This is a genomic window from Pseudoalteromonas sp. BMB, from assembly GCF_001709235.1.
GTDB classification, from domain to species: domain Bacteria; phylum Pseudomonadota; class Gammaproteobacteria; order Enterobacterales; family Alteromonadaceae; genus Pseudoalteromonas; species Pseudoalteromonas maricaloris.
In genome coordinates this window covers 1-22032 of record NZ_MBQA01000195.1, presented here as the reverse complement: position 1 = coordinate 22032, position 22032 = coordinate 1, and the positions used below count along the sequence as shown (strand labels likewise).

General features: G+C 43.6%; 26 protein-coding genes and 1 tRNA gene. 4 read left to right on the top strand and 23 right to left on the bottom strand.

Annotated elements, in window-relative coordinates; translation table 11 throughout:
• Positions 1-279: 279 nt before the first annotated feature.
• A complete protein-coding gene (locus BB427_RS19360) occupies positions 280-1245 on the top strand; it encodes a zinc transporter ZntB (RefSeq protein WP_010607232.1) in 966 nt (321 codons plus the stop codon).
• A gap of 14 nt (positions 1246-1259) precedes the next feature.
• Here the strand turns inward: BB427_RS19360 and BB427_RS19355 are convergent.
• Positions 1260-1334: transfer RNA gene (locus tag BB427_RS19355), tRNA-Arg, on the bottom strand.
• A 197-nt stretch (positions 1335-1531) separates the two neighbouring features.
• On the opposite strand from BB427_RS19355, the gene BB427_RS19350 reads away from it, so the two are divergent.
• Positions 1532-1714, top strand: coding sequence for a helix-turn-helix domain-containing protein (locus BB427_RS19350; protein WP_010607231.1), 183 nt, complete (start codon positions 1532-1534; stop codon positions 1712-1714).
• A gap of 66 nt (positions 1715-1780) precedes the next feature.
• Here the strand turns inward: BB427_RS19350 and BB427_RS19345 are convergent, their stop codons facing one another.
• The 16 genes from BB427_RS19345 to trmJ form a co-directional block, all read right to left on the bottom strand.
• Positions 1781-2593: a phosphotransferase gene (locus tag BB427_RS19345; RefSeq protein ID WP_254663674.1), complete on the bottom strand. Its 813-nt coding sequence runs from the start codon at positions 2591-2593 to the stop codon at positions 1781-1783.
• The gene (pnuC, locus tag BB427_RS19340) at positions 2556-3176 is read right to left on the bottom strand and encodes a nicotinamide riboside transporter PnuC (RefSeq protein WP_039493061.1); all 621 of its coding nucleotides are present in this window, start codon (positions 3174-3176) and stop codon (positions 2556-2558) included. The genes BB427_RS19345 and pnuC overlap by 38 nt, the downstream gene beginning before the upstream one ends.
• The gene (locus BB427_RS19335; protein ID WP_017218496.1) at positions 3176-3442 is read right to left on the bottom strand and encodes a YkoF family thiamine/hydroxymethylpyrimidine-binding protein; all 267 of its coding nucleotides are present in this window, start codon (positions 3440-3442) and stop codon (positions 3176-3178) included. The genes pnuC and BB427_RS19335 overlap by 1 nt, the downstream gene beginning before the upstream one ends.
• A gap of 29 nt (positions 3443-3471) precedes the next feature.
• Positions 3472-3972 carry a nuclear transport factor 2 family protein gene (locus tag BB427_RS19330; RefSeq protein ID WP_069022636.1) on the bottom strand — a complete coding sequence of 167 codons (501 nt, stop codon included), beginning with the start codon at positions 3970-3972 and terminating at the stop codon, positions 3472-3474.
• Positions 3973-4052: 80 nt separating this feature from the next.
• Positions 4053-5429, bottom strand: a complete 1377-nt coding sequence (locus BB427_RS19325; protein WP_069022634.1) for a Gfo/Idh/MocA family protein — start codon at positions 5427-5429, stop codon at positions 4053-4055.
• Between the two features lie 141 nt (positions 5430-5570).
• Positions 5571-6644, bottom strand: a complete 1074-nt coding sequence (locus BB427_RS19320) for a phosphotransferase enzyme family protein (RefSeq protein ID WP_039493054.1) — start codon at positions 6642-6644, stop codon at positions 5571-5573.
• 46 nt (positions 6645-6690) lie between these two features.
• The gene (locus BB427_RS19315) at positions 6691-7572 is read right to left on the bottom strand and encodes a nucleotidyltransferase family protein (RefSeq protein ID WP_069022632.1); all 882 of its coding nucleotides are present in this window, start codon (positions 7570-7572) and stop codon (positions 6691-6693) included.
• A 99-nt stretch (positions 7573-7671) separates the two neighbouring features.
• Positions 7672-9105, bottom strand: coding sequence for an NAD-dependent succinate-semialdehyde dehydrogenase (locus BB427_RS19310; RefSeq protein WP_069022630.1), 1434 nt, complete (start codon positions 9103-9105; stop codon positions 7672-7674).
• Positions 9106-9194: 89 nt separating this feature from the next.
• The gene (gene fdx / locus BB427_RS19305; protein WP_010607222.1) at positions 9195-9533 is read right to left on the bottom strand and encodes an ISC system 2Fe-2S type ferredoxin; all 339 of its coding nucleotides are present in this window, start codon (positions 9531-9533) and stop codon (positions 9195-9197) included.
• A gap of 1 nt (position 9534) precedes the next feature.
• Positions 9535-11397: a Fe-S protein assembly chaperone HscA gene (gene hscA, locus BB427_RS19300; protein WP_069022628.1), complete on the bottom strand. Its 1863-nt coding sequence runs from the start codon at positions 11395-11397 to the stop codon at positions 9535-9537.
• 41 nt (positions 11398-11438) lie between these two features.
• Positions 11439-11963 carry a co-chaperone HscB gene (hscB, locus tag BB427_RS19295; protein ID WP_010378969.1) on the bottom strand — a complete coding sequence of 175 codons (525 nt, stop codon included), beginning with the start codon at positions 11961-11963 and terminating at the stop codon, positions 11439-11441.
• A 60-nt stretch (positions 11964-12023) separates the two neighbouring features.
• A complete protein-coding gene (gene iscA, locus BB427_RS19290; protein ID WP_010378967.1) occupies positions 12024-12347 on the bottom strand; it encodes an iron-sulfur cluster assembly protein IscA in 324 nt (107 codons plus the stop codon).
• A 9-nt stretch (positions 12348-12356) separates the two neighbouring features.
• Entirely contained in the window at positions 12357-12740 is a 384-nt protein-coding gene (gene iscU / locus BB427_RS19285) for a Fe-S cluster assembly scaffold IscU (RefSeq protein ID WP_010378965.1), read from the bottom strand.
• 60 nt (positions 12741-12800) lie between these two features.
• The gene (locus tag BB427_RS19280; RefSeq protein ID WP_010378962.1) at positions 12801-14015 is read right to left on the bottom strand and encodes an IscS subfamily cysteine desulfurase; all 1215 of its coding nucleotides are present in this window, start codon (positions 14013-14015) and stop codon (positions 12801-12803) included.
• Positions 14016-14038: 23 nt separating this feature from the next.
• The gene (gene iscR, locus BB427_RS19275) at positions 14039-14530 is read right to left on the bottom strand and encodes a Fe-S cluster assembly transcriptional regulator IscR (RefSeq protein WP_010378960.1); all 492 of its coding nucleotides are present in this window, start codon (positions 14528-14530) and stop codon (positions 14039-14041) included.
• 290 nt (positions 14531-14820) lie between these two features.
• Positions 14821-15549, bottom strand: a complete 729-nt coding sequence (gene trmJ, locus BB427_RS19270) for a tRNA (cytosine(32)/uridine(32)-2'-O)-methyltransferase TrmJ (RefSeq protein ID WP_010378958.1) — start codon at positions 15547-15549, stop codon at positions 14821-14823.
• 215 nt (positions 15550-15764) lie between these two features.
• On the opposite strand from trmJ, the gene suhB reads away from it, so the two are divergent.
• Positions 15765-16568 carry an inositol-1-monophosphatase gene (gene suhB, locus BB427_RS19265; RefSeq protein WP_017218489.1) on the top strand — a complete coding sequence of 268 codons (804 nt, stop codon included), beginning with the start codon at positions 15765-15767 and terminating at the stop codon, positions 16566-16568.
• Between the two features lie 128 nt (positions 16569-16696).
• On the opposite strand, the gene BB427_RS19260 is transcribed toward suhB, so the two are convergent.
• The 4 genes from BB427_RS19260 to BB427_RS19245 all read right to left on the bottom strand — a co-directional run bounded on the left by BB427_RS19260 (position 16697) and on the right by BB427_RS19245 (position 19702).
• A complete protein-coding gene (locus BB427_RS19260; RefSeq protein ID WP_039493039.1) occupies positions 16697-17872 on the bottom strand; it encodes a mandelate racemase/muconate lactonizing enzyme family protein in 1176 nt (391 codons plus the stop codon).
• A gap of 8 nt (positions 17873-17880) precedes the next feature.
• Positions 17881-18648, bottom strand: a complete 768-nt coding sequence (locus tag BB427_RS19255) for a class II aldolase/adducin family protein (RefSeq protein WP_069022626.1) — start codon at positions 18646-18648, stop codon at positions 17881-17883.
• A gap of 121 nt (positions 18649-18769) precedes the next feature.
• Positions 18770-19093 carry a c-type cytochrome gene (locus BB427_RS19250; protein WP_069022624.1) on the bottom strand — a complete coding sequence of 108 codons (324 nt, stop codon included), beginning with the start codon at positions 19091-19093 and terminating at the stop codon, positions 18770-18772.
• 72 nt (positions 19094-19165) lie between these two features.
• Complete coding sequence (locus BB427_RS19245; protein WP_010378951.1) at positions 19166-19702, bottom strand: DUF2058 domain-containing protein; 537 nt, start codon at positions 19700-19702, stop codon at positions 19166-19168.
• 188 nt (positions 19703-19890) lie between these two features.
• On the opposite strand from BB427_RS19245, the gene BB427_RS19240 reads away from it, so the two are divergent.
• The gene (locus BB427_RS19240) at positions 19891-21024 is read left to right on the top strand and encodes an MFS transporter (protein WP_069022621.1); all 1134 of its coding nucleotides are present in this window, start codon (positions 19891-19893) and stop codon (positions 21022-21024) included.
• Here BB427_RS19240 and BB427_RS19235 read toward each other — a convergent pair.
• Positions 20983-21495 carry a prolyl-tRNA synthetase associated domain-containing protein gene (locus BB427_RS19235; RefSeq protein ID WP_083229911.1) on the bottom strand — a complete coding sequence of 171 codons (513 nt, stop codon included), beginning with the start codon at positions 21493-21495 and terminating at the stop codon, positions 20983-20985. The two genes, BB427_RS19240 and BB427_RS19235, sit on opposite strands and share 42 nt — an antisense overlap.
• Positions 21492-22032 (bottom strand): hypothetical protein (locus BB427_RS19230; protein ID WP_254663673.1); only part of this gene is annotated, 541 nt, incomplete at its 5' end. The genes BB427_RS19235 and BB427_RS19230, both read right to left, overlap by 4 nt.

Sequence of the window (22032 nt, the reverse complement as noted above, 5' to 3'; positions counted from 1 at the left end):
CGCTCTCGTACAAAATGAGTTCGGACTTATACGCTGATTCAAGTCACTTGAAAAACAAAATAAATTTATCCTAAAGATAAAAACGCTCTGTTAAGCCAAGCACCTTAACTTACAGTAACACCACTTACACATTTTTCAAGGTAAAGCCCTATACTGAGCTAAAGTAAAATAGAGTATTCAAACAATTTATTTCATCGCCAAGATTTTAGGACCTAAATGAATTTGAAAATTAAATTATCTATGTCAGTCTTGGGACAAACTTTTTAATAGGAATTAGCTATGACTGGATTACTCCATGCGTTTGTGCTCGACGGTCAAGGTGGCGGTCGGCTACTTTGCGATCTGAGTGAAGTAAAATCCGTAATTCACAAGGAGCCACTTTGGCTCCATTTTGACTACAGCTTCGACGAAACGACCGAATGGCTGAAGCAACAAACGTTTTTGGATGACTGGGAAAGAGAAGCGCTAACCGCAGATGAAACTCGTCCGAGAACGGCTAATGGCGATGAAGGTTTGCTAGTGTTCTTGCGTGGCGTGAACCTTAATCCCAAGCAAAGCCCTGAAGACATGGTTTCTATTCGCTGTTTTGCAAACGATAAACTACTTATCACCTGTCGTAAGCGCCATATTATGTCTGCCCAAGATATGTTGGCATCGCTTAAAAAGGGTCAAGGCGCAAAAAGTATCGGTGAGTTACTGTCTACATTGGTGATGCGACTTTCTGTGCGAATGCAAGACATCATCTGGCAAATAGAAGAACAGCTTGATGAATTTGAAGATGCGATGGAAAGCAGTGAGCAGCTGCCAAACTATCAGCAACTTTCAACATTAAGAAGACAAACCATTGGTTTAAAACGCTATCTTAAGCCACAAAAACTTGCTATTAGCGAACTGCTATTGGCAAAGATTGCTTGGCTAGATGAAGATCATCGACACATGATTGAAGAGGCGAGCAATGCCTTAAGTCGATATATCGAAGAATTAGAGGCTGCGATTGAACGTGCACAAGTGATCCAAAATGCGATCACGAACCATCAAAATGAACAATTAAACCAAAGAATGTACGTGATGTCCGTCGTTGCAGCATTATTCTTACCACTTGGATTTTTAACAGGCTTGTTAGGGGTGAATATTGGCGGTATTCCTGGCACTGAATGGGGTGGCGCATTTGCCTTTTTTGTTATTATGTTGGTGGTACTAACTGGCGGTATTGGCGTGTACTTTAAACGCAAAGGTTGGTTGTAAGTAGGAGTGAACATTGGCGCTCTCGCTAGGGATCGAACCTAGAACTCAGCCTCCGGAGGGCTACGTGATATCCATTTCACCACGAGAGCGTCGCCAACATAATAATGCTAAGTGCAGGCAATTGCCAGACAATGTTTGCTATATGACTAATTAGTAACCTATTTTTTAAAAAAAGCTGTACTTTGGGCAAAAAACCAGTTATTCAACTATGCTTTGAAAATAATAAAATAGACTGATATTGCTGCCCGTTCAGAAATATCGCGATACATCATTGAGGATCCCAAATATGACACCGATGACAACAGAGCAAGTTGCAGAGTTTCTTGACGTAAAGGTTGAGCGCGTAAGACGCCTCGCACGAGAAAACTTGCTAGTCGCCAAAGACACTGATGCCAATGGCGAACCTATCTTTGACAAAGCCGATGTTGAAAAATACAAAGAGCTAGCACAGCGACTGGGTGGGATTTAAACTACCCAATAGTGATGGCCAGTAATGTGATCAAGGAATATCACATACTACTGGCTCAGCTTGTAGCTACAGTATCCACTGCTTCAGTAACTGCCTAAGCTTTTCGGCTTCTATCATTACGCCGCGCTGCTCGTACCATTGAATACTAACAATCAAATAAATTTGGCAAAATACCGTCAGTTTAGCTTGAGCGTATGAAGGCATGGCTTGCCGCTTTAGAGAAAAGTAAGACTCAACTATCGTAAGTGCTGCTTCAACACCACAGCTAAAACTACACACCAGCGCTGCTAAATCAAAAAATATGTCACTATGACAAGCATACTCAAAGTCGATTAACCGAACCCCCTCTGGGCTTTGAATAATATTGCTCATGACTAAGTCATTATGGCAAAACGCCTGATCCACGGGTAAAGAAGCTAAGCTTTCGATAAGCCATTCGATGTCAACTAAGTGACGCAGTTTCTCATCAATAGCCTGAACATAACCGACTAAGTCCAGCACCTCGTATACTTCAAGCTCTAAGCTATGCACCTGAATAACTTGTGCTAACAACGCAGTATTTAACTTTGGCTCAGCACACACTTCTGGCATAAAGGTGAACAGTGCCATACGAGTGCGTAGGTCGTACTGCAGTACTTTAGAAGTAATGCCTTGCTGTGCTAACTCATTCTGTGCCTTTAATGCCTCAGTAGGAATACCATGACTATAGCATTTTAATAGGTAGCTTTCGCCCTTACTCACCATCAGGTAATTATTGTTACTCACACCTTTAGTTAGCTTTTCTAATCGCTCAGCTGAAACCTTGAATACGGTATCCACCTTTACTTTTAATTTTTCAAGCTCAGAGTGCTGCAAGCGTCTTTCCTTGCTTAGCTTCATATTCTTCGTACCAACGCTTGTAGCCCCAACACGCCATCAAGGTGTAGAAAATAAATAGTACCAGCGTAGGATAGAAACCTTTAAGGTAATAAAGGTAGATGGAGGCTGCATCAATCACGACCCAATATAACCAGTTTTCAAGAATTTTCTTAGCCACTAAATAGGTCGTCACCACCGCAAAGCACGTGGTAAAGCTATCTAAATAGGCGAGATCTGCTGCCATATAATGCTTGGTGAAATACCCGAGCACAACGGAAACCACTGAAGTGATAACAATGATTGAAAGATGTTTTGATAACGACCAAGAAACAATATCACTAGGCTTGTTTTTGTCACCCTGCCGCCACATCCACCAACCAACAACGGCCATGACCATATAGTAAAAGTGCAACAGTGATTCCATCACTAGTGCTCCGTTCCAGTAAAGCACGGTATAGATGAAGGTGTTAATAAAGGCCACAGGCCAACACCAAATATTCTCTCGAATTGCCAGCAGTAAATAGGCTACAGCCAGCACCACAGCGATATACTCCCAACTCGACATCGCTGTGAATCCTGCAAAGGTTTCAGTAAACCAGTCCATTAATCGCAGGCACTATCAGCTGGAGATAAATCGCCTGAGATAAACTTACAAACAAAAATACATTTTCCGTAAGCTTCAAATGAGTGTTTCATTTCTTGATTCAATACTGAGGTCACTAAATCAAATTCACCAAAGACCTGAGTTGACATCGTATTTGTGATCACCTTGATCCCTTCATGCTCATTCAGCCTATCAATAAAACCTTTAATAAAAGGGATATAGTCTTGGTGCAGTGGGTACTTGCTTATTTCAACAGAAACTTGCATGGGCGCTCCTTACAAATGGCAGCCGATTATTAATATTGCTGGTTTAGATTTTCCCCACCGGTAAAATCCGATTTTGGGGTATAGTTAATCCAATCTTGCTGATAGATAATTTTACCTTTTTCGTCAAACTTTAGCACTATCAGAAATCGCCAAGGCCCTAACTCGCGTGACGCATAATTAAAGCGATTAAAAACGCCTCTAGCAACCACAGTTCTAGTCGTGGTATCGACTATCTTATCTTCTACCACTAAGACGGGTTGCTCATCCAGCACAGCAAAATTCCCAGCAGACCAATTTAAAAAAGCCGTAATCTGATCTTTACCTCGTGCCTTATGGCCAAAAACCATATCTTCCAGCACGGCATCTTCTGCATAGAACTCGATAAACTGGGTAAAGTTCTGCCGCTGAGCATAGGTATTAAAGTAAGCATCGGCATGGCTGATGAATGTATTTTTCTTACTGATATTAACCGAGTTACTACAACCACTCAGTATTAATATAAAGAATAATAAGAACCGATAGCGCATCATAGCCACTCCAAAAGCCGTATTAATCGAGTATAAAAAAAGCGCCTGTAGCGCTTAATTCGACGATGATAAAGTGTGTATCTTTACACTGTCACTATACCCAATGGTTTAGCGGTTTTCCACGCTCCACGGGTAAAGTCTGGAATACTCAATGATTCACTGCGATTAGCCACTGACTGAGCCGATAACGGAGAAATTACCGACCAAGCTGCACCGTCGTATACGTCTTGATCTAGCGCTTCACCATTGCGCAGGCAATAGATCATGCGCCAGAACATTAAAAAGTCCATACCACCATGACCACCATTGCGCTGTGCTTCTTCACCCATTTTCGTCCAAAGCGGATGGTCGTATTGTTTGTACCATGGATCCATTTCGTAATCCCATTCATGGAAACTCTTAGCACCGCCTTGCTCTAACGCGATACGATTAGGGAAACCAGCAAAGACCCCATTAGTTCCTTGAATAAGATTGTGACGAGAATAAGGCCTAGGCGTGGTCGTATCATGTTGTACCATGATACTGCGTCCTTTGATGGTCTTAATCATCGTGGTATTCATATCACCCGCAATATAATGTAGTTGATTGCGCTCATGATCTGCCGGAAATTCGCGTTTTGCATAGGCTGCACGACCTAGGGCGGGAGAACTCATAGAAGTTAAGTAATCAAAACGATCACCTCGGTTAATATTCATGTACTGAGATACTGGACCTAAACCATGAGTTGGATATAGGTTACCATCTCGCTTAGTATGCCAGTGTGTACGCCATGAGCCGGTCTTGTGCTCAATTTCCTTCATTTGCCAACGTAGCTCATGAATATATGCAGCTTCACCATGCAATAACTCACCGAATACACCTTGGCGAACCATATTCAGTACCATCAACTCATCGCGACCGTAATTGACATTTTCCATCATCATACAGTTCTTTTGCGTGCGCTCTGCGGTGTCGACTATCTGCCACATTTCTTCAACGGTCAACGCTAAAGGCACTTCAACAAACGCGTGCTTACCACTATTCATGGTATCAATTGCCATCGGCGCGTGCCATTTCCAAGGCGTTGAAATGATAACGATGTCAATATCGTCCCGATTTAGCATTTCTTGATAAGCTAAGTCACCACCACGATACAGCGCAGGTTTCGGCAAACCTCGCTCGCGCACAAGATAGTCAGCCGATTTTTCAAGCACTTCATCATGGGTATCACAAATCGCGACAATACGTGCACCATCGATGTGACTCATGCGCTTTACATGACCATAGCCACGTTGGCCAACCCCAATAAAACCTACCCGAACCACGTCCATTTTTGGTGCTACGAGCCCAATGACAGAGCGGCCTTGTTGCTTAGGTACAATGCTATTATTTTGATTCGAGCTTGCGCACCCAACTACTACACTCGCAGCCGCTGCCGCTCCTGCGGCTTTTAAAAAGTCGCGGCGGTTTATATTTTTCATTCTTACTCCTAAACGATACTTCTTAACAGCACTAATACTGCTCGCTATCAAGCTAACCTATCCCAATCTTAGGTTCAAAACATTGCGATAAAGCCGCAAAAAAAGCGCTTGAAGCGCTTTTTCTTAAAATATACTAAATCGTTAAATTGCTCTGATAATATTATTCAGACAATCCTCTTTTTCTAGCACACTGGAATACAACGCAAACTGGTTCTTCGCACGGTCAAGATTATGATTGGCTCTGTGGGTTGCAAAATAATTATCTCCATCTAAGTGATCTGTTAAAAATCTCAGACCTATCATGAATGGCATCACTTTGGCGCCAAGAATAAAACTGTCTTTTTCTGCTTCAGTCACACTGTCTTGTAACGGTTCAATATACCCTTGTGCCAACGCAGCAAAGATATTTTCTCTTACCTGCACATTACTCAAGTTCGTAGAGTCTTCAGCTTCTGGTGAACAGAAGGTGCGCACCATATCGCCAAAATCAAACAACCAGTTACCCGGCATACACGTATCTAAGTCGATAACGGCTCTCGCTGCATCACTCTGTGTTGAGAACAGCATGTTGTTGATTTTGGTATCGTTGTGGCAAGCTCTAAGTGGTACTTGTTTTTGTGCCTGCTGCAATTCTTCTGCAAGTGCAAATTGCTGCTGAAAAGCAGCGATAACATCACTGCACTTTTCCGCGCGACCATGCTCGTCTTTCGCTAGCACTTGGTTAAATGCATCAATACGCATCGCCAAGTTATGAAAGTTTGGAATGACATGATGTAACTGCGCCGCATCAAAATCATTTAGCGCATGTGCAAACTGCCCAAAGGCGTTTGCAGCCGTTAATGCTTGTTGTTCGTTTGCCACTACGTCTTCGCTATAACTGCGGCCAATAAATGCAAGCGCACGCCAAACTTCGTCATTAATATCGACTAAATATTGGCCTGAACTCGTCGCTAGATGCTTTATGATAGCGAGACTATATTCTCCATTTAAGGCTTTTGCTGTTAAGTGCTGTTCAATCGCTCGCGCATTTTCAACAAGATGCAAAGGGTTTGGAAACACCGCGGTATTTAGCTTTTGTACTACCATGGTTTTGTGATTGTCCTGCAACAGCATAGTCGTGTTGATATGACCACTACCGATCGGCTTCATTTTAGCTTCTTCACTAATGAGACCGTACTCACCAGCAAGTTGTTGCGCAACGGCTTGATACTCCATATTCACCTCAAAAGGAGTTAAGTCGGATGTAATTGTGTGGAGATGATTATCTTCCCTGACGTGCTTCATAAATCTTTCTCGCGACAATGTCTAGTTCGCTCTTATAAGTTATACCGTACCAATGTGATTTAGCTTGGTAGACCGACACGGTTTGTAGGCCCTTATTGATACTATGTTGGATACAATCCGGCAGATAATACTCTTTTTTGACACCGTTGTCATAATTCCTTAAAAACGCGTTAAACCCGACTTCTAATGAATCAAAAAGTGACGGTGTCACACCCCAGCAGGTCATCGAAGCCAGCGCAGAGCTTGCTATCTTACACCGCTTACCTGCAATATCACCTGACAACTCGCCGTTTTCAAAGCGAATATCTAATGCCTCTTCAACCGAGTGTAGTTGTTGCGCTTGTACCTGACAAACGCCACGGTTTACTCCACCTTGATCTGATAAGGTATTTATAATTGGGTATGCGACCATCGCCATATTGCTATGATGCTGAAAATGTTCAACAAGCTGCTCAAATGCATCAGGCCCGTAATAATCATCCGCCGTAATAACTATCGCAGGCTTATCAACGTATGGTTTTGCACACAACAGCGCATGTCCTGTGCCCCATGGTTTTTCTCGCCCTGCCAAACAGTCGATAAATTCATTCGGAATATCGCTAAGCCGCTGCTGCACTAAAGTAATGTTCAGCGCCTTTGGCAATCGTGGCAATATCACATTTTCGATTAGACTTCGCACTTTATCATTGATGATCAAAATAACATCGCGCACACCAGCATGATGCGCATCAATTATGCTCAATTCCATAATGCTTTTATCGATACTTGGCAGCTCAGCAACCTGCTTATTACCACCAAAGCGGCTTCCTAATCCACCTGCCAAAATGATCAGCTTAGGGGGGTGTTCGATTCCTATCATTGAAAAAATATCAAAACTCAAATAAGCGGGTAAGTGTACTGAGCTTTTGCACAGAATAAAAGCAATTGCGAGGAAAGGCGTCCTCGCAATTAGTGTGAACTAGCTAAACTTTTGGCATAAGTACTTTATTTCTTGGTATTCAAGCAGTCCTTCCTGTGCCCCTTCTCGGCCAAGACCTGAAAACTTCACACCACCAAAAGGCGCTACAGGATTGGATATGATCCCTTCATTAATCCCAACCATGCCATACTCAAGCGCATGACTTACTCGCCTTATTTGATTGCCATCATTCGAATAAAAATAAGCAGCAAGCCCTTCCGGCACAGAGTTTGCCATCCTTACCACTTCATCTTCACTCTCAAAATCAATAATGCTGACAATCGGTGCAAAAATTTCTTCATGGAAGAGCCGCATGGTGCTATTTACATCCGTGATAACTACTGGTGCCATAAATTGGCCGCTTTGTTTATCACCTTGATAAGCGATGCTCGCACCTTTAGCTAACGCATCTTCCAACAACTGCTGTGCTTTTTGTTTGGCTTCAAGTGAAATGAGTGGACCAATATCAACACCTTGCTCTAGACCATTTCCCAAGGTGAGTGTGCTAACCTGCTGAGTGAGCGTATTGAGTAGCTCTGCCGCGATACCTTTCGCAACAAACACACGATTTGCGGCCACACAAGTTTGTCCTGCATTTCTAAACTTCGCTGCCATCAAACCACTTACTGCTTGCTCAACATCAGCACTGTCGAAAACAATAAATGGTGCATTACCACCAAGCTCCATTGACGTTCTTTTCACCGTATCGGCACATTGCTTCAACAACGCACTCCCCACTTGTGTTGACCCCGTAAACGTGAGTTTTCGCACTTGTGGTGACTCAGTAAGATGTGCTACTAACCCTTTAGAATCGTTAGTCACTAACACCTGAAAAGCGCCAACTTCCATTCCTGCCTGAATAGCCAGCTTAGCCAGTGCGATGGCCGCAAGAGGGGTTTTCTCAGAAGGCTTTAAAATAAAACTACAGCCTGCGGCATAAGCTGGTGCTACTTTTCTGGTGATCATCGCCAGTGGAAAATTCCACGGTGTGATCCCAAGTACAACACCAACCCCTTGCCTGATTGTAGTTAGCTCATGTGATTGAGAATGACTGGGAATAACCTGACCATAGGCGCGCTTGGCTTCTTCGCTATACCACTCAATAAATCCTGCAGCATAATCCGCCTCGGCAAGTGCCTCCTTAAGCGGTTTGCCTTGTTCCTTAGTGACGATTTCAGCCAACACCTGACGATGCTCTATTACCAATTCGTACCATTTTCTAAGTACTTGACTACGGGCATGTGCTGTCGTGCTAGCGAGTTTTTCGAAGGTTTCAGCCGCTGCTTGCAGCGCTTTATCAGCTGCCTGATTATCCGCCTCAGAAACCTGAGCAAGGTGCTCTCCAGTTGCAGGATTAACCACATCGACTTGCGTTTTACTATGATGTGCTTGGCCATTGATAAGTGAAAATTCGGGATTACTGATGAGTGACATAGCGTTCCTCCTAGAAAAGCAAAAAGCCGTAGCATAAGACTACGGCTTTTATTAAATTTGTCAGTAACAACCTAAGTTGTTAGCAGCACTTAATGGTCTTCATTAACGATATTGAGATTGTACTTTGGAATTTCAACCACTAAGTCTTCATCACTAATTATCGCTTGGCAACCTAAACGAGACTCAGCTTCGAGACCCCATGCTTTATCTAGCATGTCATCTTCTAACTCATCGCTTTCTTCCAGCGAGTCAAAACCTTCACGAACAACGATATGGCACGTAGTACATGCACATGACTTTTCACAGGCATGTGGAATGCTAATTCCGTTTTTCAACGCCACATCGAGTACAGTTTCACCCGTTTTCGCTTCGATTGCAGCACCTTCCGGACATAACTCTTCATGGGGTAAAAAGATAATTTGTGGCATATTACACCTCGTCTACCGACTGCCCTTGCAGTGCCTTTTTAATTGATTCATCCATACGGCGTGAAGCAAAATCACTACTCGCCTGATCGACTTCTTCGATCGCCTTTTTAATCTGCTCTGGATTGTCTGCACTTTCGCGAATTTGTGCAAGTTCAGTCATTGCACCACGCAGTGTATTGAGCTCATCTTCTGCCAACAGATGACCATCCGTTGCAAGCGATGCCTCTAACGCTTCTAACACACGCAGCGCTTCAACCTGCTGCTCTTTAAGCATACGAGCGCTCATGTCTTCTTTGGCATTGCTCATCGAATCTTTTAGCATTTGCGCTACTTGGTCATCGCTCAAACCAAACGACGGTTTGACTTGGATCTCAGCCTGCACGCCTGTCGACTTTTCTTCAGCCGAAACACTCAATAGACCATCCGCGTCAACTCTAAAAGTGACTCGAATATGCGCAGCGCCTGCCGCCATTGGCGGAATGCCTTTTAGACTAAATTTAGCTAAGCTACGACAATCATCAACGAGTTCACGCTCACCTTGCAATACATGCAATGACATAGCGGTTTGACCATCTTTAAAGGTGGTAAACTCTTGTGCGCGTGCAACAGGAATAGTGGTATTACGCGGAATGATTTTTTCAACCAATCCACCCATAGTTTCTAAGCCTAAAGACAATGGCAATACATCAAGCAGTAACATGTCAGAGTCAGGCTTGTTACCCACTAAAATATCAGCTTGGATAGCAGCACCTAATGCCACCACACGGTCTGGATCGATTGAAGTTAGTGGCTCTTTGGCAAAGAAATTACCGACTTCTTCACGCACCACCGGCATACGAGTCGACCCACCCACCATCACAACCTGTAAGACTTCTTCTGCTGTGACACCCGCGTCTTTTAACGCGCGGCGACAAGAGCGTAAAGTCTTTTTAACCAATGGCATTGCCATTTCAGCAAATGCTTGACGCGTGATCGAAACTACAAATTTTTGCTCGCGAACTGGTAGCTCTACGTTTACCGTTTCATAGCTTGAAAGCGCTTCTTTACAGGCTCTTGCCTTATTGATAAACAAGCGTAGCTCTTTTGGGTTTAAATCAAATAGCTGCGTTTGCTGTTTAAAGAAATCGACCAACAATGAATCAAAGTCATCACCACCGAGGCTTGAATCACCACCGGTTGATAATACCTCAAACACTCCTTGGTTTAAGCGTAAGATAGAAATATCAAACGTACCACCACCAAGGTCATAAACCGCAATCACACCTTCTTGACCAGAGTCTAGGCCGTAAGCTACTGCAGCTGCAGTCGGCTCATTGAGAAGTCTTAATACTTTTAGACCAGCAAGCTCAGCTGCGTCTTTTGTACTTTGCCTTTGTGCATCATCAAAATACGCAGGTACAGTGATCACTGCGCCCATTACATCTTCACCAGCAAAGCTATCAATAGCACGTTGGTGTAATGTTTTTAAAATTTCAGCGGAGGCTTGCACTGGGCTTACAGCGCCAGCTACGGTTTCAATAGCAAGCGAACCGTTATTATCGACAAAGTTATAAGGCAACTGACCATAGCTTTGTTCTATTTCAGATTGCGTTTTACCTAAAAAACGTTTTACAGAAATAAGCGTATTAGTCGGGTCTTCAGCAGAAGCAGCTTGGGCTTGTTCACCAACGATAACCTCTGAGTCGGTGTACCTTACTACCGACGGCAGCATAGGTTTACCCATTAAATCGCTAAGGGTCTTCGTTTCGCCACTTTGTACTGTTGCCACAAGAGAGTTCGTGGTACCTAAGTCAATACCAATCGCTAATTTATGCTCATGAGGTGCCGCGCTCTGCCCCGGCTCAGCAATTTGCAATAATGCCATAATGCTCTTTTCACTTTAACGTTTGTTGATGCTATACATCATCAATCGAATAATTCATCTTCGATACGTGCTAATTCGTCGCGTAACTTGTAGACAAACTTTAGCTTACGAATATTGTCTGCTGCGGCTTCTAATGTGCTCATGTCATCGCTTTGAAGCTGCTCGGCAAGGGAGGCGCTAAACTCTGTATCTAACGCTTTGATCTGTGTTTCGAACTCTGCAATCGCGCCGTCAGGATCCGCCGCATCAGGTAATTCTTCTAATGCTTCACGCAGCTCCATCTGTTGCATTAAAAACATCGGATCTTGCAACGTTTGTTGCTCTGCTCGTATGTCTACACCCTTTTCGCTTAACATATACTCGGCGCGTTTAACTGGGTGTTTGAGCACCGCTAGCGCGTCATTGATCTCTGCGGTTTTCTGTACCGCGAGCAACTTCTCACGCTCACTTTTACCAGCAAACCTATCTGGGTGAACTGCACGCTGTAGCTCTAAATAGCCTTGATTTAGTTTGTTTAAATCAACGTGATAATCAACAGGTAAATCAAATAATTCAAAATAACGCATACGCACCTAATACAGCAAAGCCCCACCAAGGCAGGGCTTTAAACTATTCACTGTTGCAAACTATACGGTGAAGCTTTCGCCACAGCCACATTCGTCTTTCTGATTTGGGTTATTGAATTTAAACCCTTCATTCAGACCTTCTTTTGTGTAATCAAGCTCTGTGCCGTCGATATAAACTAAACTTTTTGCATCAACGATGATTTTGACATCTTTGTCTTCAAATACTTCATCGCCTTCATCTAAATCGTCGACAAATTCGAGAACATAAGCAAGACCTGAACAGCCCGTGGTTTTAATACCAACGCGCAGCCCTATGCCTTTTCCACGGTTACTCAAAAAGGCTAATACGCGATTAGCGGCTGCATCTGTTAACGTCACTGCCATAATAGTCTCTTACTTCGCTTGTTTACTCTTATAATCTGCAATCGCAGCTTGAATCGCATCTTCTGCCAAAATTGAGCAGTGGATTTTCACTGGTGGCAACTCAAGCTCTGCACTGATATCAGTGTTTTTGATAGTCGCAGCTTCTTCTAACGATTTACCTTTCACCCACTCAGTCACAAGGGATGATGATGCAATCGCGCTACCACAACCATATGTCTTGAATTTCGCATCTTCGATGATGCCTTCTTTTGACACTTTAATTTGTAGCTTCATTACGTCGCCACATGCAGGTGCCCCCACCATGCCCGTTGCTACGCTTGGATCGTTCTTGTCTAAAGAACCTACGTTACGTGGATTCTCAACGTGGTCGATAACTTTATCACTGTAAGCCATAACTATTTCCTCACTACCTGCTTGCGGCTGGATAGTATCCAGCCAGCGGCTAAAACTTGCTTAATGGTGTGCCCATTCAACGCTATCTAAGTCGATGCCATCTTGGTGCATTTCCCAAAGCGGTGACATCTCACGTAAGCGACCAATAGAATTCTTAAGAAGATTGACGGTGTAATCGATCTCTTCTTCTGTCGTAAAACGACCAATACTGAAACGGATTGAGCTGTGTGCTAATTCGTCATTACGACCTAGAGCACGCAGTACATAAGATGGCTCTAAGCTCGCCGATGTACATGCAGAACCTGAAGAAACCGCAATGTCTTTAACTGCCATTAGTAGACTTTCACCTTCAACAAAGTTGAAGCTGATGTTTACAATGCCAGGTACTGATTGGTCGATAGCACCATTAAAATAAACTTCGTCCATATCCATTAGGCCGTCCAATAGACGCTGACGAAGTGCACTGATGTGTGCATGGTCTTTTTCAAAGTCTTGCTTAGCAATTCTAAATGCTGTGCCCATACCCACGATTTGGTGAGTAGCAAGTGTACCAGAACGCATACCGCGCTCATGACCACCACCGTGCATTTGTGCTTCTAAACGTGCACGTGGCTTACGGCGCACGTACAGCGCACCGATACCTTTAGGGCCATAAACTTTGTGGCCAGAAAATGACATAAAGTCTACTTTCAATGTTTGTAGGTCGATTAGTACCTTGCCAGCACTTTGCGCCGCATCAACATGGAACATGATCTTGCGCTCACGACACATCTCACCGATAGTCGCGATATCTTGAATAACACCTAGCTCGTTATTAACGTGCATTACGCTCACTAAAACAGTGTCTTCACGCATGGTTGCTTCAAGCTTTTTCAAGTCAAGTAAGCCGTTGTCTTCAACATCCATATACGTCACTTCAAAGCCTTGACGTTCAAGCTCACGGCAGGTGTCTAGTACTGCTTTGTGCTCTGTACGAACGGTGATGATGTGCTTACCTTTCTTTTTATAGAACTGCGCAGCACCTTTGATTGCAAGGTTGTTTGACTCAGTTGCACCAGATGTGAAAACGATTTCACGCGGATCAGCGTTGATTAAATCAGCGATATCATTACGCGCCTGATCAACCAGTTCTTCTGCTTGCCAACCGAAACGGTGTGAACGAGAAGCTGGATTACCAAAGTTACCATCCATTGTCAGGCACTGCATCATTTCGTCTGCAACACGCTGATCAACCGGAGCGGTTGCTGCATAATCTAGATATATCGGTAATTTCATTTATCTCTCCGCTTGACGTCAACCTAGAGTTGACAGCTCACTTGAATATTGTCTAATTGCTCGATAACACGTTTAACGTGCTTATCTTGCCGCGTTGCTACGGATTGAACATCCGCATCGGCGACTAACTCGGCTAGGGAAATACTGTTTAAAAATTCTTCAATTCGCACACTTAAATCAGACCACAATGAATGAGTCAGACAGCGCATACCGCTTTGGCAACCGCCGCCTTCGCCGTGACAACGTGTTGCGTCAACGGACTCGTCAACTGCATTAATCACATCACCAACGGAAATTGTGTGTGCATCACGGCCTAATAAGTAGCCGCCGCCAGGACCACGTACAGAGCTAACTAAGCCATGTTTACGTAGACGGGCAAATAATTGTTCAAGGTAAGATAGCGAAATCTCTTGTCGTTCAGAGATATCGGCTAGTGGAACAGGGCCAATACTTGCGTGTAACGCAACATCTAACATTGCTGTCACGGCGTATCTGCCTTTTGATGTCAGTTTCATGCATAACCCCCGCTAATTTACCAAGCCGCAAATTTTAATTACTTGACTAAGATAGTCAAGTATTAACCAAGCATAATAACGGCTTTAAATCTGCAACCCTCGTATGCCTACCCGAAATACCTGAGTAATTTAATCAAGTATTATGGATATTGTAATTACCTGAGTATTTTAGTCAAGTATTAGTGATGAAGATTTATGCAAGATTTCACAAAAGGAATGGTTAATATTTAGACGATAAAAATATAACAGTATTGGCGCGCTGAGTTGGCCAATACTGCATCCTGTCTGGTTTACTTGTTAGTAGATTTATCTATTGAACTTAGGATCCCACGTAGAATATTAAGTTCTTGCTCTTCCGGTCTAGCGCGGTTGAACAAACGCTTTAGCTTAGTCATTACCATGCCCGGATGCTGCTTGATGATAAAGCCGGTGTCATTCAGGGTATTTTCAAGATGCTCGTAGAATAACTCCATCTGCTTTGATGATGGGTAAATCGTTTCATCTACTTCTTCTGGCTGCTTTTCTTGCGTGTCTAGATATGTCATACGCGTTTCGTAGGCCAAAGTTTGCACTGCCATGGCAAGATTAAGCGAGCTATACTCAGGATTAGCTGGAATACACACGTGATAGTTGCACAATTGCAACTCTTCATTTGTTAGGCCGCTATTCTCACGACCGAATACAAGGGCGACAGGACCATTCACCGACTCAGCAACCAATTTTTGTGCACACTCACGCGGGTCTACCATTGGCCACGACAAAGTGCGTGAGCGCGCACTCGTGCCAATAGTTAAAGCGCAATCAGCAATCGCCTCTTGAAGTGTATCGACTTTAGTCGCTGCACCCAACACGTCGGTTGCGCCAGCCGCCAATGCACTTGCATGGCTGTCCACTTCACATGCAGGGTCAACTAAATAAAGCTTAGATAACCCCATCGTCTTCATCGCTCTCGCAACAGAGCCAATATTGCCAGAGTGTGAGGTGTTCACTAATACAATTCGAATATCTTCTAAAGCCATTTACACGAGTCTCAAACAAAAATAATGGCGCAGTGTAGCATATCTGATTTGCGTTTTTCCAAGCTCCACAACCAGAAATTAAAAATCTTTACGCAGCAACGAAGTACAAAAAACAACCAGAAAAATTCACAATTGGTTATTTACTTTAGAGAAAAAACCGCTAGAATACGCCGGCTCAAAATGATCCTGTTCTTTTACAACTTAAAGGTAATGCTATGCATCCAATGTTGAACATTGCGGTACGCGCTGCGCGTAACGCAGGTAAGATTATCCTACGTGCAAGTGAAGATTTATCGCGCGTTGAAGCTGCTCAAAAAGGCACAAATGATTTAGTGACAAACATCGATAAAGATGCGGAATCAATCGTTCGTGACACAATTTTAAAATCTTACCCTGATCACTCTATTGTTGGTGAAGAATTTGGTCATCACGAAGGCAAAGATGCAGACTACCTTTGGGTTATCGATCCTCTAGACGGTACAACTAACTTCGTTAAAGGTATTCCTCACTATGCTGTTTCTATCGCGTTAAGAGTTAAAGGCCGCGTAGAGCAAGCTGTTGTATACGATCCAATCCGCGACGAGTTATTTACCGCTTCTCGTGGCCAAGGCGCACAGCTAAACAACAAACGTATTCGTGTATCCAAGTCTATTGAATTACAAGGCACTGTGCTTGCCACGGGTTTCCCTTTCAAGCAAAAGCACCACATGGATGCCTACCTAGAAGCATTCAAAGCATTATTCATTCATACAGCTGATATCCGCCGTGCGGGCTCTGCAGCTTTAGACATGGCATATGTTGCAGCAGGTCGTATGGATGGTTTCTTTGAAATTGGCCTTAAGCCTTGGGATACAGCAGCCGGTGAGCTGCTAGTAAAAGAAGCAGGCGGTATGGTCACTGATTTTGCTGGCGGTGCTAACTTTAACCGTAGCGGCAACATCATCTGTGGCGCACCTAAGCTTTGCCAAGCGATTGTAAAAGAAATTCGCCCTGTATTAACTGAGTCATTGTTAAAATAATAACTCTGGCTTAGATGAAAAACCCAAGCACTGCTTGGGTTTTTTTGTATCTGATTGAGTCTAAGAATAACAATAGCAAGAGCTAACTGTTACTCCAAAATCAGGTATTTAAGCTGAGCGTCGGATGTCTACTTAATTTCCACACGGGCTGAGCGCATCACGATTTCATCGTTTAGCTCAATACCAAGCCCCGGTTCTTCTGATACTCTAAAGATACCATTCTTAGGCTGTGGATCTTGCAAGCATAGCTCTCTGTTCCACTTTTTGATTGCGTAAGTATGGTGCTCATGGATCAGGAAGTTTGGGATCGCGGTTTCTAAGTGTAATGAAGCTGCGGTTGCTACCGGGCCGCCACAGACGTGCGCCTGAATACGGATATCAAAGATATCGGCGTAATCACATACCTTCTTAGTTTCCGTAAAGCCACCACATAGGCCAATATCTGGCTGCAGTACATCAATACTTTGATCTTCAAAATAAGGGCGAACACCCCAGCGATTATACAAACGTTCACCACCAGCGATTGGCACAGAGGTCTTGTTGGCTACCTTTGCATGTAAAGAGTGGTTAAGATAGTTCACTGGCTCTTCATAATACATACAATCAAATTCTTCGGCGATGTCTGCAATTTGAATAGCTGATGTCGCGCCTGGTAAGCTGTGGCACTCAAAAATAATGTCCACTTCATCACCTACCGCTTCACGTATTGCTTTCATTCTTGCACGGTATAATTTCATTTCCGCGCGCGAGATAAGCTTAGTTCTATCGTAATAGGTGTTGCCATCTTTATCGTACTGAATTGGGTCAACTTTAACCGCATCGTACCCTTCTGCAATGGCTTTGTGAGCCGCTTCAGCATATTCGTGTGGTTGAACTAATGCTTTAAACTCGCTGTCCCAGTCAAACTGTAATTGCGAGGCATAGGTGCGAAGCTCAGGATTCACTTTACCACCAAGCAATTGATAAACAGGTAGGTTTAGGGCTTTACCTTTAATATCCCAAAGCGCGGTATCTATTGCTGACATCGCCGCATACACCACAGGTCCGCCACCTAAACCCCAAAAGCTTTCTCTCAGCATACGCGACCAAAGCAGCTCGGTTTGAAAAGGGTCGTGACCAATCAAAAAGGCTTCAGCCATTTCTTTGATCATACTGGCCGCAGCGCTGTGGCCGAGGTCGTATGCAAGCCCAGCTTCACCAACCCCTGAAATGCCTTCATCGGTGTGAATACGCACAAAAACGGGTGTCCAAGCAGGTCTATCTGGACAATGAATATCGAAAACTTCGACGCGATTAACTTTCATGTTGACTCCTATTGAGCAAAGCTTGGGTCTAGGCGGTAAGCTTTACGAAGCATTGCGGGCCATGCTAATTGACCACCGGTGCTACCGCTATGCACGACATTCGCTTGGTTACATATGTTATCAATAATGGGTTGTGGTACAGGTACCGCTTGTTGTCCCGTTGCTTGAATCGCAACTTGAATCTCGCATGCACGCTGTAAGTCATAAAAACGCATAAAGGCATCACCTACCGTTGGTCCAACAGTTAAACCACCATGGTTCACCAGCAGCATATGATTGGTTGTACCTAAGTCATCTTGCAAGCGCTTTTTCTCATCCATATTCACCGCTAAGCCTTCATAGCCATGATACGATAGTGATGGTAATGAGAACATACTGTGCTGACTCAAAGGCAATAAACCACATTCTACACTTGCGACTGCGATCGTCTCTTTGGTATGGAGGTGGATAACACAATGCGCATCTTCTCGCACCTCATGGATTGCACTGTGAATGGTGAAACCCGCGGGATTAATCTTAAATGGCGTATCATCAAGAATATTTCCTTCGAGATCGACCTTCACCAAATTAGAAGCGGTGACTTCATCAAAGGTCAGCCCAAAGGCGTTTACTAAATAATGATCCGTACCCGGCAAACGCGCCGACATATGCGTATAAATTAGATCTCCCCAACGAAAGTGCTCAACCAGTCGATAGCAAGCGGCAAGATCAACACGCAGCTGCCATTCTTCTGCGCTTACTTTGTCTTTTAAATTTAACTGAGGTAACTCGAACATGGGGATCCCTTATTGACTCCACATTTGGATGTATAGAAGTCTAAATTAGCTTAATTATATCTTCAACTAAAAACCACCGCGAACGGTGGTTTTTTATCATCTTTGATATCTAACTTTGATGTTATTCAACTTTAGATAGATACTCTGCAATCGCATCGATTTCAGCGTCAGTGACATTAGCAACCATCGCCTTCATTGCTGCTGTCATACCGTTGTTACGTTTACCTGATTTGATATCTTTCATTTGCGCCGCTAAATACTCTTTGCTTTGACCATTTAGCTTAGGATACAGAGGCATGATTGGTGCTTTACCTTCTGCACCATGACAGGTTTGGCACATCTTTGCTGTATACAATGCTTTACCATCTGCAGCCATTGAACTTGCTGAACCTAGTGCGCAAATTGCCACCGTAGTCCCTACTAGTAGTTTTTTCATCTTGCTCATATCATTACTCTTTTTATTGACGGTTAACGTTGTAAGTCAGTGTAGACTAAAGTTTGACCTAAAGCCTAATCACTACCACATCAAATCATCTGGGACTTCAAAGTCAGCGTAAGGGTCATCCTCATCACCTTGCTGATTGTCCTCAACATGGAAAACGATATATTTCTCGTCTACCTCTGCGATCTTTCTAGCAGGTTCATCTTGTAGTACGTAGAACTGCTCTTCTAACACACAAATCGCTAAACGCCCCTTTGATAGCGCTTTTTGTGTTTCGGAATTAACTTCTAACTCCTTCACCTTATTTTGGTATGTGAAGTTAAAGGTCACATTGCCGCGGATCTCATCTTGGTTATGATGTTCTAAGATCTGCTTCACGCGAGCAATTTGCTCTTTATCTTTTAGCGTTTCTTGCTTCGCTTTATTTAGCTCTTCGGCACGCTTTTGCTGCTCAAGCTTCGTTTGCTCAATATGTTTTTGAAGGTCTGTTTGGTCGCTCGTTGCGCCTTTTTTCTTTTTCTTCTGCTGTTTACGCTTTTGTGTTTTTGCAACTTTCGCCTTGTGCTCAGTTGTTAGACCTGCTTTTAGCAACTGATCTTGCAGTGAACCCATCATGCAACTCCGTAAAATAGACTTTTCACTATTTTAACTCAGCAATTTCGATTGACCAGAGAGGAATCGGTCAATCTAATATAAAACTACCAAAATTATTGTCGCGCATCGTGATTTAGCGCAAAAAATTGTCATCTAGTTTGCTTTAATTTAAGCTAACTCATCGAAATAAAAAGCCTTATTGCTTAATGCCCGTCATTCATCTATTGCTTTGCTCTGTTACCATTTTTTTTGTGCTCTATGCACCGCAGCCGCTGCTGGCTGAGTTTGCAGAGCAATTTAGTGTGTCAGCATCTGATGCGGGCATGCTGATGTCAGCGACTATGCTACCTTTGGCTATCGCGCCAATCTGCTACGGATTATTGCTGGCAAAGTCCAATCCGCTACGCATTTTAAAATGGACCATGCTGCTCTTGGCACTCAGCAGTTTAGCATTTGCTTCAATGACTTCGTTTTCAGGTCTATTGTTTACCCGGTTAATTCAAGGGTTATTATTACCTGCAGCACTCACTGCGATGACAGGTTATATCGGCCAACAGTTTAGTGGCTCACAGTTGAAAAGAAACATGAGCTTGTACATCGGAAGTACCATAGCCGGAGGTTATTTTGGCCGTACGCTTGCAGCCAACTTTACTGTCTGGTTTGAGTGGCAAAGTTTCTATTACCTAAACGCATTGTTATTGATTGTGCTAGCATTTAGCATTCGGGCCAGCAAGAACAAACCACCAATAATTCACGCGACAAGGATCAAGGACTACCTGGCACCACTCAAGCAATCACGCCTAGTGAGATTATACAGCTCTGTATTTTGTATGTTTTTCTGCTTCGCGGGACTACTTAACTTTTTACCTTTTATACTCAAGTACGACTTTAATTTAACCGATCCCAGCAAAGTGGGCTGGGTCTATACAGGCTATTTAGTTGGTGCTTTAGGGTCTATCGTTACACCTTGGCTACAAAGTAAATTTCATTCTGCCTGGCGATTTTTAGCTGTGATGTTCTTCATCTATGCTACAACCATTGCGCTATTACCCGTGGCGTCTGTGTTCTTTTTTGTGGTCTTGTTTACGCTATTCTGCGCCTGTATGTTTGTGATCCATTCAACCGCTGCGCCATTAGCCAACAGTATTAGTCAGGCACCTGCAACCGTCACTAATGGCGCTTATGTTTCATTTTATTATTCAGGAGGCGTGCTGGGTTCTTATCTTCCGGGTTTGATTTATGAGCAAGCTGGTATCACTTGGTTTTGTGCGTCACTTTTTACCGTCTGTACAGTCGGCTTAGCTCTGAGTTTGAGAAACACAGTCAACCCAGTGAGGTGAGTGCCCAGTGACTTGCCAAAAGCGTTTCAAATCTTCGAGCGTTAACACCCAAGTTTTAGTATTCACTAGAGGGTGACACTGCCATAACTGCGCAGATTGCAGTTCACTATCAAGCCATAATTCGACTTGTTGCTCACTGTCGTTATGCAATGTGAGTGCTGATACACAGCCTTGTTCCACTCCTAAATACTTTGCTAGCCTGTCCGTCGATGCAAAACCTAAACGCGACATCCCTTGAGATTTAGACAGCGCTTTTAGGTCGACTTGCTTATCTGCAGGAATAATAAAAAGAAAGTGTCGCTTTCCATAGTTATCTCGGAGGAAGAGATTTTTCAGTCGCGTCCCTTTTCTCTCTAACTTCAAGTTGTCAGCATCTAGACAAGTATGTAACGGTGGGTGCTCATAATTGAGATAGTTGATATCTAGCTGAGCGAGCCGCTCTGCAAGTGCACTTGGATTGTTTCTGATCACAAACACTTACCTCGTAACTGAACGCTACGCTGTCGCCAGTATACATCGGTAATTTTATGACCTGAATTACAGTAGTCCGCCTCAATCAAAGCCGGTTTTAACAAGGCGACGGCTTGCTCTTCTAGCTTGAGTTTTAGAGAGGGGGAATCTTCAATACGCTCAAACTCGGCAAAGCGTTTTAGTTCTCTCCTTGATATTGGCTTACTTGCATCCAGCTCCATTCGAGGTGTTGCTTGTACCGTTACAATGAAAGCAAATTCTTTATCACCAGTTGGCGAAAGACGCTTATGAAGAGATTGTTTTTCGATAATAAGTTCAGGCTCATCAGGCTGTGATGCACAACTCGCTAGCAGCCCAATAATGAGAATAGAAAAGATATGACGCAGAACCATAATTCGCTTAATTCGTTTTATTTTCAGTTCAGTGTAACAAAGACTATAAAAAAATAGCGAAATTTTTTGTCTGGGGTTGACGGGAATATAAAAAATGATTAAATTTCGCTTCGTCCACTGACGGAATGTGGGGCTATAGCTCAGC